Source organism: Flavobacterium psychroterrae (assembly GCF_018380615.1).
GTDB lineage: Bacteria > Bacteroidota > Bacteroidia > Flavobacteriales > Flavobacteriaceae > Flavobacterium > Flavobacterium psychroterrae.
Genome location: NZ_JAGYVZ010000001.1, coordinates 329,698 through 345,078 on the forward strand (window position 1 = coordinate 329,698; position 15,381 = coordinate 345,078).

General features: G+C 36.4%; 7 protein-coding genes. 1 reads left to right on the plus strand and 6 read right to left on the minus strand.

Going from position 1 to position 15,381, the window contains the following annotated elements; all coding sequences use genetic code 11:
* Positions 1-185: 185 nt before the first annotated feature.
* A complete protein-coding gene (locus KHA90_RS01175; protein WP_213293994.1) occupies positions 186-710 on the minus strand; it encodes an RNA polymerase sigma-70 factor in 525 nt (174 codons plus the stop codon).
* Between the two features lie 432 nt (positions 711-1,142).
* Here KHA90_RS01175 and KHA90_RS01180 point away from each other — a divergent pair, with 432 nt between their 5' ends.
* The gene (locus tag KHA90_RS01180; RefSeq protein ID WP_213293997.1) at positions 1,143-2,204 is read left to right on the plus strand and encodes a phosphatidylinositol-specific phospholipase C1-like protein; all 1,062 of its coding nucleotides are present in this window, start codon (positions 1,143-1,145) and stop codon (positions 2,202-2,204) included.
* 292 nt (positions 2,205-2,496) lie between these two features.
* Here the strand turns inward: KHA90_RS01180 and KHA90_RS01185 are convergent, their stop codons facing one another.
* From KHA90_RS01185 to KHA90_RS01205, 5 genes are all read right to left on the minus strand, one after another.
* Complete coding sequence (locus tag KHA90_RS01185) at positions 2,497-4,440, minus strand: metallophosphoesterase family protein (protein ID WP_213294000.1); 1,944 nt, start codon at positions 4,438-4,440, stop codon at positions 2,497-2,499.
* A 1,003-nt stretch (positions 4,441-5,443) separates the two neighbouring features.
* Complete coding sequence (locus KHA90_RS01190) at positions 5,444-8,317, minus strand: RICIN domain-containing protein (RefSeq protein WP_244860220.1); 2,874 nt, start codon at positions 8,315-8,317, stop codon at positions 5,444-5,446.
* A 277-nt stretch (positions 8,318-8,594) separates the two neighbouring features.
* The gene (locus KHA90_RS01195) at positions 8,595-10,463 is read right to left on the minus strand and encodes a carbohydrate-binding protein (protein WP_213294003.1); all 1,869 of its coding nucleotides are present in this window, start codon (positions 10,461-10,463) and stop codon (positions 8,595-8,597) included.
* Positions 10,464-10,864: 401 nt separating this feature from the next.
* Positions 10,865-12,490: a glycosyl hydrolase family 18 protein gene (locus KHA90_RS01200; RefSeq protein WP_213294006.1), complete on the minus strand. Its 1,626-nt coding sequence runs from the start codon at positions 12,488-12,490 to the stop codon at positions 10,865-10,867.
* Positions 12,491-12,694: 204 nt separating this feature from the next.
* Positions 12,695-15,367: a beta-1,3-glucanase family protein gene (locus KHA90_RS01205; protein WP_213294010.1), complete on the minus strand. Its 2,673-nt coding sequence runs from the start codon at positions 15,365-15,367 to the stop codon at positions 12,695-12,697.
* Positions 15,368-15,381: the final 14 nt, after the last annotated feature.

Here is a 15,381-nt window from a genome sequence, read left to right on the forward strand (position 1 = left end):
GCGCTTTACGTTTAGCTATGTGTAAAAACTAGTTTTTTTGAGATTCCCTTTTAAAAGGAAAAATCTATGTTTCTATGTGTTTATAAACTCACCAATTGTGTTTAACAGGCTTGTTATCTATAAGTACCAGAAATGTAAAATCGTACTATCCGTAAATATTATGAAACCATTAACAGAAAGTTATCTTAAAACTTTTGATTCAAAATAATGAATGGAGCAAGCCAGGCAAGGTCTTTCAAGCCTTCGCGCAATTGTTTTAATGCCGATGAAATTTGGTTTTTCACCGTTTGTTTCGAAATTCCCAATTCATCAGCAATTTGATCAATCGACATATCCTGAAATTTATACATTAATAAAACCTCTTTTCGTTTCTCCGGAAGTTGATCTAATAAGGAATAAAGTAAATCCGTTAATTCCGGATCAATCGTAGTGAAATTATCAATAATATAATCTTCAAATTTATCTTCCAGAATCGTCTTGTCAAACCTGTTGTTTTGATAATGTTTGAAAACCTGATTTTTTACTGCCCTGAACAAATAAGGTTCAATTGCATTGATATTCAAATCATCTTTTCGTTCCCATAAATCAATAAAAACATCCTGAACAATGTTCTGCGCCAAGTCTTTATCCTGAGTCATCGTATACGAAAACGCGTTGAGCTTTTTCCAGTAATGAGTATACGTTTTTTCAAAAATTTCAGGGTTTTTCATAACTTATTTTGGGACTGTTTGGTGATGTAAAATAATAAAATGTTATACCAAAGTTTTTTGCCTGAACGTTATCTTTAAATTAAATAAAGAATTATTTTGATGTAGAAATACTACTATTTTCGGGCAATGATGACAATCAGGTTGCGATTTCTTTTTTTTTAAATAACATAAAAACCAAACTCAGTTCCTAATTTAGTTCCCGCTGAAATACTGTTTAGATACAGTAATAAAAAGATAACACGAATTACACTAATTGTCACTAATTCGCTCGTGAAATTAATTTCACAAACAAGATCAACGTATTAAAATTTGTGCAAATTCGTGCAATTCGTGTTCTAAATGATTTATAATATTTATGTTCACACGATAACTAAAACGGTAATTTTCTTATGCTGCGTCCTCAGTATTAATAAAAATTACACTTTCAAAATCATGAAACAAATTCTGTTTACATTATTTCTTGCCGGCGCAATGCATAATAGCGTTCAAGCGCAAAACGACAATCTAAAAATCAATCAAATACAGGTAATTGGATCACATAACAGTTACCTCCAGAATATTGAACCGGATTTATACAATCTTATTCAGGCAAAAGATACTTCGCGTTCCTTAAAAGGATTGCAATACACGCATATTCCCATTACAGATCAATTAAATAAAGGTTTACGAAATCTGGAAATTGATGTTCAGGCCGATGCCAAAGGCGGAAGATATGCGCATCCAAAAGGTTTGGATCTTGCAAAATCCGAACAAGTTTACGATCCAAATGGTGAAATGAAAAAACCGGGTTTTAAAGTTTTTCATATGATCGATATTGATTTTAGAACTTCGTGTTATACTTTACAAAGCTGTCTCGCCGAATTAAAAAAATGGTCTGAAGCAAATCCTGATCATATTCCGGTTTTTATTACGCTGGAACCCAAAGATGACGATAGTTTTTTAGGTACAAAAGCCGAGAAGTTTACGCCTGAATTATTCGATGCTTTAGATGCTGAACTTCGTAAAGGTTTAGGAAATAAACTAATCACGCCGGATATGGTTCGTGGAAAATACAAAACTTTAGAAGAAGCTGTTTTGCACAACAATTGGCCAACATTGAAAAAAGCAAAAGGTAAATTTTTATTTATTTTAGATAATAATGGAGCCAAAAGAGATTTATACGCTCAAAATCATCCTTCATTAAAAGGACGCGCCGTTTTTATCAACGCTGATCCCGGAAAACCTGAAGCTGCAACCCTATTCCGCAACAACTCCGAAGATCCTGAAATTGCCAGCTTAGTTAAAAAAGGATACATAATCCGTACAAGAGCAGATTCTGACACAAAAGAAGCCAGAGCAAATAATTATACACATTTTGAAGCTGCAAAAAAATCAGGCGCTCAGGTCATTACTACAGATTATTATTTGCCAAGTACACTTTTTAGTTCTCCATATCAAATAAAATACGATGATGGAACTTATGTGAGAGTTGATCCTGTGAATGGAGTTGAGTAGTTTTCAGTCTCGGTCCCAGTTTTCAGTAAAATGAGATTGAAAATTGGGACTTAATTATGGCACACGGATGACGCGGATTTAAATGGATTGTCGCGGATTTTTTTGTTTTAGCCGTATTTTTTTGTCATTTCGACGAAGGAGAAATCACATAAAGTAGCTCGACAAAGATTGGCGATTATGTAACGGAGTTTCGTGTGTGATTTCTTCTCCGTCAAAATTGACAATATTGCGACTACTGCATTATAAAATCAGCATTAATCCGTTTAAATCCGCGTTATCCGCGTGCCAATTCTTATTTCACACTCTTAATCTCCCCCGTTTTCAAATCGACACTAAAATGATCAGCAGGAACTTCATGCATAAACTTATTGAAGATAATCAGAAACAATCGCATTTGGTTTTGCAATGGTTTTTCTTTTGAATTATCATCTTTATGATTCTCAAAAAACAATTGAGATAATATCTTATATTGTTTCGCTCTCGCAGTTCCCACATCTACTAAAGCCAATTCATCAGCGCTTCTGAAACGGTAAAAATCGACTAATAAATCATAACCCGTCCAGTTAAAATCTTGTTTTTTGAGATTATTTTCAGTTAGCAATTTATCAGTTTTACTTTCAGCTTCTGACCATTCTTTTTTGAAATTTTCTTTATTTTTCAAGATAACATCAAAATCTTTATCAGATTTTAGATTGGCTAAAATCAATAAATCTTCTCCGGAAACATTCAAGATAAAATTCTTGAAACCTGCTGGCCAGTCATCCGCAAGAAATCTGAGGCGAACCAATTCTTTTAGATGAAAATCGGTAAAATCGTGATAATTTTTAGTTTTCAAAATATCGATATTCCAAATATCTTTTGCGTTTTGACTTTCTAAAAATTGATATTCCATTTTGTACAAATCAAAAAGTTCGTTGTAGCGAGGAACCTCATCGATTGTAATGGTTTGGATATCGACAAGATTATCTTTTTGAATCGTCAATAATTTGTACGCCGGAATATAAGCCGCCAAAGATGGCGTTTGAATATTCACCAACGTATTTCCTTTTGCAGTTGTTCTTGTTCCTGTGTCATTAATATGCATATGTCCGCCAAAATGAATCTTCAATCCGGCATCGGCAAAAACCTGCGCTACTTCTTCTACCGGAACACGGTTCAATTGCCATTTATTCGGACCCAGTAATTCTTTTATTTCCGCGGAAGCGTCATCATTAAAATCAATCATCGGGAAATGACTGAAAGCGATTAAGGTTTTGCCTTGTAGTTTGGCTTGCGCCGAAATTTCCTCAACCCATTTTATCAGATGTTTTTTATTCGAAAGCACATTGTTATAACCCGTACTGGCTTCGGCATAACTTTTAGAATCTTTTGGATCTCCGTCATTTTTCTTCGGAATATAAACGTTGCCGTCAATCGCCATTAACCAAAGTCCATCAACAGGTTCTACGACATAACTAACATCCGGAACTTCAAATCCGGGTGCAACATTATATACGCGATTTGGTAATTGAGCAGCTTCGGCAGCTTTCTCGAAACTATAATTCTGACTTGTATAAGTTGAAAACGGAGTTGCCCAGAATTTGTATTTTTTATTGGGATAAAAACCAAAATTTTTCAGGTTGTCAGTAATTCCTAAATAACCCATTTTAGCAATATCGGCGGTAATAATTACGGGCTGTTCAATTGTTAAGTTTGGCTTATACAGGCCTTCTTTGCTATAAATGGGTTGACTTTTTCCGTCTTTTCCTAAAAAATCTTCTTTACCGGATTCTTGTGCAAAAGGTCCAACGGGATCGTGATTTCCTGTGGTAATGAAAAACTCGATATCGTATTTTTTTCTATATTCGTTTAAAATTTTTTCTAAGCCTTTTACGTGAATCGGCTGACCATCATCTGTGTAATCTCCCGGAAGTGCGACGTATTTTATCTTTCTTTTTGCGATATCTTCTAAAGCCGCTATGAAAGCAAAATAGTTTTCATTGAAAATTCTGGTCGAATGTAACTGAGACGCCATTGTTCTCATTAACGTATATTTTCCGGTTTTCGTATTCAAAATGCCTTTATAATCATTATCAGAAAATGTTCCGAATAAATCCTGCAGATGAACATCTGATAAAAATGCGACTTGTGTGCCTTCCAGTTTTTTTTGCTTTTGTGCTGAAATATTGGCACTAAACAAAATGAAAAATAAAAAGATTAAGGTGTTTTTATGTAGAGAGATAATTTTTAAAGTCATGGGTTAATCTTTTCAAGTGGGGATTTACAGAAGTTGCAATTTTATGGATTATAACCTGAAATGCCTTTATGATAGTGTTATGGAATGATAATGTTTTAAAAAAGAAAATGGTCTGAATTCAATATTATATTAAATTCAGACCATTTATCATTTTTTTTCATCCTGAGGAACTATGAATTTCCAAAAAGAGAAGCAAGAAAACAAACAAACAAAACAATTTTTATCGATCTGCAACGTAAAATGGATTAAAATCCATCCCTACAATATGTTTTGTTCCTCCGGAACTCTTTACGAAAATTCCGGAGGAATGATTTATTTTGTAGCTAGGGATTTTAATCCCTTGAACACAAAGTAAACCCAATAGAAACAAAACAATTTTTGTCGATCTGCAACCTAAAATGGATTAAAATCCATCCCTACAATATGTTTTGTTACTCCGGAACTCTTTACGAAAATTCCGGAGGAATGATTTATTTTGTAGCCAGGGATTTTAATCCCTTGAACCACAATAGAAACAAAACAATCTTTGTCGATCTGCAACGTAAAATGGATTAAAATCCATCCCTACAATATATTTTGTTCCTCCGGAACTCTTTACGAAAATTCCGTAGGAATGATTTATTTTGTAGCTAGGGATTTTAATCCCTTGAACCACAATAGAAACAAAACAATTTTTGTCGATCTGCAACGTAAAATGGATTAAAATCCATGCCTACAATATGTTTTGTTCCTCCGGAACTCTTTACTAAAATTCCGGAGGAATGATTTATTTTGTAGCTAGGGATTTTAATCCCTTGAACCACAATAGAAACAAAACAATCTTTGTCGATCTTGCAAGGTAAAATGGATTAAAATCCATCCCTACAATATGTTTTGTTACTCCGGAACTCTTTACGAAAATTCCGGAGGAATGATTTATTTTGTAGCTGGGGATTTCAATCCCTTGAACACAAAGTAACCACAATATGAGAGAAAAAAAATTGTTCTCTCTGTGGTAAAAATTTTATTTCTTTATAAAACGTTTCACAATCTGTTTACCGTCTACATCAAAAACAATAAAATATATACCTCGGTTTAAACCGGAAACATTGATATTATTATCTTTTATTCCCTGAGTTTTCACTAAAGTTCCTGTTTGGGAATCGAAGATATTTGCAGTTTGTCCTGCTACATCTTTAGTAAAGAAAAGTACGTCTGAAACCGGATTTGGATATACATTTAATGCTACGTCTTTAAACTCTTCTTCGGCTGTAATTGAGGAAGATTCAGGGACAATAGTTGCTGCAGCACCAATTTTGGTAATTCTGAACCAGTTGATATTAACGGCGCTAGTTTGAATATAAATTCCAAAACTGTAAGTTCCCGCATTTACATTTACGGTTTGTGTCACCGTTTGCCAGTTTTGCCATCCTCCTGTATTTGGGATATCAACATTACCTAAAATAATAGTTCCTCCGTTTAAGTCTGATGATATTTTTGCTCCGGCTACAGCACTTGCAATTCTGTATTCGATTAAATAAGAACCCGAAGTTGGGAAATTGATATTGTTATACGCCAGCCAATCTCCTGTGTCTGTGTAGGCAACATTTGATCCTCCCCCAGCATCTGTCGTGGCTTCAGTTTGAATTCCGTTCATTGAAGCATAATCTTCTGCCTGAATTAAGGTCGAAGTTTGGGCTGTAGTGGTCGAAATCAATTTCCATTGTCCGCAAGTCTGGTTGTTATTGTCCCATTGTTGCACGTTTGCACCATTTACCGTACTTGCTCCGGCAACCTCAACCACTTTTCCGCTATGTCTGGCAATAATTTTGTAGAATCCATCACCTGTTGCAACAAGAACAAATTGCTGATTTGTCGTTCCGTTATACGGATATTGCTCTACATTGGCGCCATTGGCTTTATTAAAATTATTAACGTCTAATGATTGTCCGCTATGATTGGCGATAATTTTATACAAACCGTCACCTAAATGCGTGAATGTATATTTTTGGTTGGCTCCTGTATTCACAGCTCCTTGCGCAACATTAGCTCCATTTGCGGTGCTGGCATTCCAGACATCCATATTCAAACCACTGTTTCTGTTTTGTACAAAAAAGGTTTGATTTCCTAAATTGGTAACTCCATTGGCGATAATTCGGATTGAAGTTACTTTATCATTCCAGGTTCCATTCAAACAAGAATTATCAGCATTAATTACGGTTGAAGCTCCTGTAAAATTATCATCCTGATACAAAATTGCCTGAAATCCCTGCGTAATTCTAAGCGAAGAAACATCGTCATTTAATACGCCTAATGCATTTAAACGTGCCATATTATAATCTCCAATGGCTAAACCACCTGAAAATCCTGTGTAATTACAATCTTTATAAACGGTAATCACATCTGTCGAAGCTGCGATATTTCCTCCTGGCGGAATCGTTCCTGTAATGGAATAACTACCAATAGAACCATATGCCGAATATCCGCCATAACCTGCACTTCCTGCTCCGTTACCGTCAACGCCAACAAAATATTTACCGGCTGGCAAATTTACATTCATAGCAGCATTCAAAGCAAAAGGATCAGAGTTCCAGTACGTTCCCATTTCGGCTCCAGCCGAATTATACAATCGTAATAAAAGATGTAGATTTCCATCTCTTCCAACGGTATTGGCGTTGATCGAAACATTTCCTCCGCCTGTGGTAAATGTGAAAAAATCATAATCGGCTTCGCTTGAAATGATTCCATTTTTCTGGTTGATAGTTCCGTTTCCATTATAGTCTAAAGTTGCAGCAGATCCGGTTGTATTTCCGTAATCATCACCTCTGTAACCTACGCCAAATTTAGAACCTGAAATAGTTGCCACATCATCTTGTTTGTTATTGGCATAATCGTATTCGCCTTTGCTCCATTGAACCACAGGTCTGTAATATCCTGCTCCCATAATTGGCGCCCACGAAGTATTGTTGATCCCAACGAAATAATCTTCGGCAGGATTTGTACGTCCGTCATGACCAAGATCAAAAGTATGACCAACTTCATGCGCAGAGGCATCTCCACCAGATTTACCTGAAGTAATAAATACCCAGCAAGGTACATCATTGTCCCAATTAAAGGAACCAATATATGCTACACCTCCCGCCCCCGGGGCTGCAGTATTGGTTGGGGTTACCACCACACGCATTCTTCTGTTTCTTGGATACGAGTTAAAAACGGCTTCACTTGTTGTAACATTTAAGTTGAAAGGTCGGTAATCTTCAGAAACTACTTCCCAATGTTGCTGAACGTCAGCATCGCTCATTCCGGATGGTGCTGCATTGATGGCGTTACCATTGTTCCAGAGATTTCCTGCGGGCATATTATACCCATCAAAATCCAGCATAACACAACCTGCCGCGCCAGGTAAGCTTTGCAAATTCAGCAATGCCGGAGCAATTTGTGCCGCTGCTGCTTTACTTGTTATTTTGTCTTTTTCAGGAACATTTTCATAATTCACGCAAATCAGCGTATTGATATCTACTTTTGATACAAAAGCATTTCCATTTGCATCAGAATAATATTTATAGGCTTCTTTTGTTTTCTTTAAAATAATGTGCCCTTCCAGCGATTTGTCCATCACCTTGATGTAAAAAGAAGATTCAGGAACATTCGCAATTTCTCCAATCAAAAACTCAAGTGAAGCATTTGATTGTTTGTAATTGATTTTTCCGTTGAAATTTTTATTTTCTGCCTGAAGCAAAACGGTTTTCTCGGTACTTTTTGAAGTTGCATTTGCGAGTCCGCTTTTTAAATTGTTCATAAAGGTTTTACTAGAACCTAAAGAAGTTTGCGCGATGGCAAAACCTCCGAAAGCCAGAAATACGAGCAGGCTTAATCGAAACTTGTAATTGTTTTTCATATTATATTTGAGATTTGGGGTTATTTTCTAATTATAAATTGTTAATTATTAATTATGAGTTTTTGGTATTAGCGTTTGGCTTATTCTAAATTCATATAGCTGTGCTATTTTTCACGCAGATTTTAAAAAGATTTAAGCTGATACTGCAGATTATTATCAAATTTAAATCTGCTTAAATCTGTAGAATCTGCGTGAAATATTTTTCTATCCATCTGGTGGCTAATAAAAAGCAATATTCCTTCTTACTATAAAAGAAAGAATAGTGATTTTAGAAATATTATTTTTTCACAAAACGTCTCACAGTTTTGATTCCGTCTTTTTCGACCAAAATCAAATAAATTCCTGATTTTAAACCTGCAACATCAATACTGTTACTGCTGGCTTTTTGTGATGAAACTGTAGCGCCGTCCTGAGAATTGATAATACTTATGTTTGCTCCTGAAATTTCTGCAGAAAAGAAAAGTTCATTTTCTGTTGGATTTGGATAAACCATCAGACTTTCAATTTTATCTGTTAAAGCCGATTTTGCTGCCAAAGCCGAAGCCGATTTCGTGATTCTGAACCAATTGATATTGACACCCGTATTCTGAATATAAATTCCGAAATTATACGTTCCCGCGTTCACATTCACCGTTTGAGATACCGTTTGCCAGTTTTGCCATCCTCCCGTATTCGGAATAGTAACAGCACCTAACTGAATAGTTCCCGCACTTAAATCAGAAGAAATAATCGCTCCGGTTACACCACTAGCCACTCTGTACTCAATCAAATAAGAACCGGATGTTGGAAAATTAATGGTATTGTAAGACAACCAATCTCCTGTATCGGCATAGCCCACATTTAATCCGCCACCGGCATCTGTGGTTGCTTCGGTTTGAATTCCGCTCATGCTGGCATAACTCTCCGCTTCAATTAATAAAGAAGAAGAATTAGTTACCGCTCTAACTCTTAAAGAAGTAGCCGTATCGTTGAAATTATTATCAACCAAACAAGTATCATCTGTAGTAATAATTACAGAAGAACCGGAAAAATTATCATTGGCGTAAAGCACTACTTCATAACCATTTTGCACTTTAAGTGAAGAAATATCATTATCTAAAATTCCTTTTGCCTGCAGTTGACTTAAGGTATAATTACCAATTGGTAAACTAACGGCTTGTCCGCCATAACTACGATCCTTATAAGCTGTGGCAACACCATTTTGCGGCGTCTCATAAAATGTTTGTCCGGCCAGATTTCTTCTTTTCAATCCTTGTGCCTTATAATTTGCAACCAAAGTATTAATCTGAGGGAGATCTAATGCTGTATTCTTATAGTACAAAACCCAATCTGTCATGAAAGTATTTTCTCTGTTAGTATTGCTGGTGCCTAAAACATTATTCCAAATCCAATTGGCGAATGCTACCTGCATATTACTTCGGGGATAAACCGAAAGACCTGCCTGAGTTTCGTTATCAGTAACAGAATGCGTTGCAATAAGCGTATTATCCATGTAATATTTGATATTCACGCCATCAGTACATGTTGCAATAAAGGTATGCCACCCGGCTAATGATTTTTGCTGGGTAGAATAGGTTTTCCACGGTTTCCATGGATCTGCAATATATTTGTGATAAGATGTGGTATAGCCAACTCTGTTATCCGGAGAAACACCCCATTTATCAGCAGCCATATATTCTATGATATCCATTTCACTATATTTTGAACCATCCTGAGCAAGACTTGAACTTACAATGGTAAAAAAGGTCTGTATATTGGCATCTTTACTTGCAAAAGATTCATCTGATAAGTAGACTCTTGACGCATATGTTCCTTCAAAATATTCGTAAGAACTTTCTATTCTTGCATGGGTTACCGCTTTTGTCTGACCGTTAACAGTGGTTTTTAATGTCATTAACTTATTGGCCGAATCATTCGGGTCTGTGATAAAAGCCACATTATTTCTACTGTATGTCGCTCCTTCCGGAGGTCCGCTTACTCCGTTAACAATTTGCCATTTGTTAAATGATGCCAATTGAGGATCATTATTGCCTGAATAATTAAAATCATCAAACATTATGACCTGCGCGTGTCCACTTAAACCAACAAAAATAAAGGTTAATAAGAGTAGCTTTGACTGAATTAAAGCTATTGTATATTTCTTCATGGTAGTTTATTTTTTTTTACAAAATGTCTTACAGTTTTGATTTCCAAAATCAAATATTAACCGCAAAGTGCGCAAAGATTTACGCAAAGCACGCTAACTTATTTCTCGTAAAGTCGCAAAGTAAAAAAGCCAAAAGAAACTTTGCGCCTTGGCGTCTTTGCGTGATTAAAAAACAGCTTTGCGAACTTTGCGGTTAAAACTTAAAACACCCGTTAGGTGTAATACATAAAAATTAAAACACATAGAAACATAGATTTTTATGATTTTGAAAAAAGTAAATCAAAAAGAAACTCGTTTCTCACACATAGCTATGTTTGTTAATGCAAGTGAAACGCCTTTTTTGAGTTCAATAATTCTATGTTTCTATGTGTTAAAATAAATTACACCCAACGAGTTAGAACTTATTTTTTAATAAAACGTCTCACAGTTTTGATTCCATCTTTTTCAACCAAAATCAAATAAATTCCTGATTTTAAACCTGCAACATCAATACTGTTGCTGTTAGCTGTTTGTGATGAAACTGTAGCGCCGTCCTGAGAATTGATGACACTTATGTTTGCTCCTGAAATTTCTGCAGAAAAGAAAAGTTCATTTTCTGTTGGACTTGGATAAACCGTCAGACTTTCAATTTTATCTGTTGAAGCTGATTTTGCTGCTAAAGCTGCACCGGATTTTGTGATGCGGAACCAGTTTAAATTTACACCCGTGTTCTGAATATAAATTCCGAAATTATACGTTCCTGCGTTTACATTTACGGTTTGAGAAACCGTTTGCCAGTTTTGCCATCCTCCCGTATTCGGAATATTTACAGCACCTAACTGAATAGTTCCTGCATTTAGATCAGATGATATTTTTGCACCACTCACGGCACTTGCTACTCTGTATTCAATTACATAATTCCCTGAAGTTGGAAAATTAATATTCGAATATGCCATCCAGTCTCCTGTATCTGCGTAACCTACATTTAAACCTCCGCCAGTATCCGTAGTAGATTCGGTTTGAACGCCACTCATTGACGAATAGCTTTCTGCCTGAATTAAAGTTCCCGTTCCTGTTGGTGGCTGGCTTCCTGTAATTACCTGATTTACGGCTGTCAATAATGATTTAGAACCAGTAGCATCTTGTGATAATTCCCAAATCATAACTCCGCCCGCATTTTGAATTGCGAATGTTGTTTTTGCTTTGATTGTTGGAATTCCGTTATAATAAATCGTGTTTCCAACCTGATCCTGATTTTCTGAACCCGGGTATTGTGCTACGATATTAGCAAAAGAAATTCCCTGATTTGCAGATGCTCCAAAACCATATCCGTAAAACGGAAGTCCGATAATGGCTTTACTTGCAGGCAATCCGCGTCCAGTCCAGTAATTGAACTGATTTACTGCCATACTATAAGGAGAATGTTGTCCCGGAGTTCCAGGCGCCCACGGTCCTGTTGCATCATACGCCATAATATTGATCCAGTCATATGCCGCAAAAGTAGACGAAGGTACATTTGCACCGCCATAACCTTCTGAAAGTGCTGCTGTAATTTGCTTTCCGCCTGAATGTAATTTGTTCGCTAACGCAATTACAAATCCGCCATAATCACCGTTAATTGCAGGACCTTCAAGATCAACGTCGACTCCGTCAAAATTATGTGCTAAAACATAATCGTAAATTTTCTGGATAAAAGCGGTTCTGTTTCCGGGTGTAATCAAATTGAAATAATTGTCGCGAATGGCGCCGCCTTCAGATATTGATCCTCCTCCAAGAGATACAAAGACTTTTACATTTTGTGCGTGCGCCGCATTGATAATGGTATTTGATCCCGAATTAAAAGTTAAATACCCATTGGCGTCAGGATTTTCGAAAGCAATATTAATGTGGGTCAGTTTACTGTATTGAACACTGCTCGAAAATGAATTAAGGTCTATCCAATTTGGGATATAAGCGATTACTTTTTTCTGGGCGATTGACAAATTGAAAACTCCCAATACTAAAATGATCGTCCATTTTAGCGGCATTGTTTTGTAATTGTTTTTCATGTTGAAAATATTTAGTAGGTTAATTATTGATTCTAATTTTTAACACATAGAAACATAGATTTTTAACTTTGACAAGAATGTTTCTAAAAACAAGTTTTTTCTCATAGCTATGTGCCTTCAAAAAAAAGTGAAACGCCTTAACAGTTTTTATAGTATAAAACCTATGTTTTTATGTGTTTAAAAATTTATTTTTATTGACTTATCTTATTTTTTAATGAAACGTTTTACTGTTTTTTGGCCGTCTTTTTCAAAAACTATCAGATAAACACCTCTCGTTAAACGCGAAACATCGATGCTGTTGTTGTTGATTTTTTGTGCCGAAACTACATTTCCGGTTTGAGAATCTACAATGCTCACATTTCCACCGCTTACATCTGTTGTGGTATAAAGTGTGTTTTCGACCGGACTTGGATAAATATTCAAACCAGTTGCAACAGCTTCTTCTTCTACAATTTGAGCCTGAGCCGTTTTTGCCGTTAAACCAGCACCAACTTTTGTAATTTTTATCCAGTTAATGTTCATTCCTGTATTCTGAATGTAGATTCCGAAATTGTACGTTCCTGCATTTACGTTTACAGTCTGAGATACCGTTTGCCAGTTTTGCCATCCTCCGGTATTCGGAATATCAACATTGCCTAAAACAATAGTTCCTCCGCTTAAATCAGATGATAATTTACCGCCTGTTACGCCACTTGCAACTCTGTATTCGATTAAATAAGAACCAGTTGTTGGAAAATTGATATTGTTATACGCCAACCAATCGCCAGTTTCAGTATATCCTACATTTGAACCTCCGCCCGTATCTGTAGTTGCTTCAACCTGAATTCCGTTCATCGCAGAATAATCTTCGGCCTGAATTAAAACAGAAGTTTGTGAAGATGTTGCCGGAACTAATTTCCATTGTCCGCATGTTTGGTTGTTGTTGTCCCATTGTTGTACATTGGCACCATTTGCAGTACTTGCGCCTGCAACCTCAACAATTCTACCGCTGTGTCTTGCTACGATTTTATAAAATCCGTCGCCTGTCGCAACCAATACAAATTGCTGATTTGTTGTGGCATTGTATGGATATTGCTCCACATTTGCTCCATTTGCTTTATTGAAATTATTTACATCTAAAGATTGTCCGCTATGATTTGCTATGATTTTGTACAATCCGTCACCTAAGTGCGTTAAAGTAAACTTTTGGTTTGCATTTGAATTTGGAGTTCCCTGCGCTATATTTGCTCCGTTTGCTGTGCTCGCACTCCAAACATCCATATTCAAACCGCTGTTTCTGTTTTGCAAAAAGAACGTTTGGTTTCCTAAAGTTGTAGTTCCGTTTGCGATTACTCGAATAGACGTTACTTTATCATTCCAGGTGGTATTCAAACAAGTATTATCAGAATTAATTACGGTTGAAGTTCCTGTAAAATTATCATCCTGATATAAAATCGCCTGAAATCCCTGAGTTATTTTTAGTGAAGAAACATCGTCGTTTAAAATTCCTAAAGCATTTAAACGAGCCAGATTATAATCTCCAATCGTTAATCCGCCTGAAAATCCTGTGTAGTTACAATCTTTATAAACCGTAATTACATCTGTCGTAGCAGGAACCGAAGGAACTGATCCTGCATATCCTCCAAACGTGGCAATAACTTTTGTAGGTTGCGGCGTATGAAGCGATGGCGACTGATCAGCCACATCATCATAAGCAAAACCATACGCAAGATTATCAACGCTTATTCCCGGTAAATGCCAGAATTTTGAGTAATGATTGGTTGGATTCACCTGATAAAATTTCGATGCATCGTACCAGTTTTGCTGACCCGGATTTGTGGTTGTTGTATTGACAACATGACGATTAATCGCCGCCGTTAATTGTGCCTGAATTACAAGATCAAGATCTCCGTCGACCAATCTTCTGTCCAGAACACCTTTTCCTTCAAGTGCTTCCTGAGTCGAAGGTCGGTTTTGAACACGTCCTGTACGACCAACAAATCCGCCTGATTGTCCCGTCATTTCAAGTTGTTCGCCAATAACTCTTCCTTTGAAAACTCCGGCATCTCCGGCGTAAAATATCAAATCTTCATTTTTGTATTTGTTCCAAATAGCATCAATATAAGATTTTAAGTAATTTGCCTGAGGTCCTACAGAAGTTCCTCCGGTTCCATCTGCGAAAGCAGGAGTTTTTGACGGTGCCGTAATTTCGCCCGTTGTATTATTTACACAACCCTGAAATTCTGACGGAACATTGGCTTTGAAAGCCGCCACGATATCAGCGTGTTTTTTTAATTCCCCTACTCTTTTTTGATAGCCATTGGCACCAAATAATTCTAATCCCATTGGGTATTTATACGAATCTACTCTCGATGGATTTCCAAAGAAACCGTATTGATTGTTCGTTAATTCGATTATTTCGTATAAAATTCCCTGATTTGGATCTGTTGCATTCAACGGATTTGGTGATGTATATCCTGACGGAGCTCCACTTGCACCAAAAAAGTAGAAGTACAATTGTTGTCCTTTGGCGATAAAAACCCTGCAACCCGCAATTTGAGGAAGAGTAAAAGTTTTGTTAGGAATCTCACTCAATTTTGTAAAACAATTAGCATATTTTGAGTTTTGCCCCGGTCCCGTATTTCCGCCAATCGTAGGTCCTGTAACGGTATTATAAGAAGCACTCATTGGTAAAACCTGACTAGTTTTGGCATTTACCCAAACGTGATTTCCGGTGTTATAATCAATTCCCACAATCGCTACATACAATTCGTTGTCGTTAAATGTTGACGTATTGCTTATCGTAAAAGGTATAGGTCCCTGACCGTACATAAAGTTTGACAAAACCAGAAATAGTGTTGTCAGAAGAGAAAATCTTCTAAGTTTGTTTTTTTTCATATCTCAATAAATTT

Coding starts and splice junctions, on each gene's coding strand:
- KHA90_RS01190 (WP_244860220.1), bottom strand. CDS start 8,317: ATGAAAAACAATTACAAGTTTCGATTAAGCCTGCTCGTATTTCTGGCT.
- KHA90_RS01185 (WP_213294000.1), bottom strand. CDS start 4,440: ATGACTTTAAAAATTATCTCTCTACATAAAAACACCTTAATCTTTTTA.
- KHA90_RS01175 (WP_213293994.1), bottom strand. CDS start 710: ATGAAAAACCCTGAAATTTTTGAAAAAACGTATACTCATTACTGGAAA.
- KHA90_RS01195 (WP_213294003.1), bottom strand. CDS start 10,463: ATGAAGAAATATACAATAGCTTTAATTCAGTCAAAGCTACTCTTATTA.
- KHA90_RS01205 (WP_213294010.1), bottom strand. CDS start 15,367: ATGAAAAAAAACAAACTTAGAAGATTTTCTCTTCTGACAACACTATTT.
- KHA90_RS01180 (WP_213293997.1), top strand. CDS start 1,143: ATGAAACAAATTCTGTTTACATTATTTCTTGCCGGCGCAATGCATAAT.
- KHA90_RS01200 (WP_213294006.1), bottom strand. CDS start 12,490: ATGAAAAACAATTACAAAACAATGCCGCTAAAATGGACGATCATTTTA.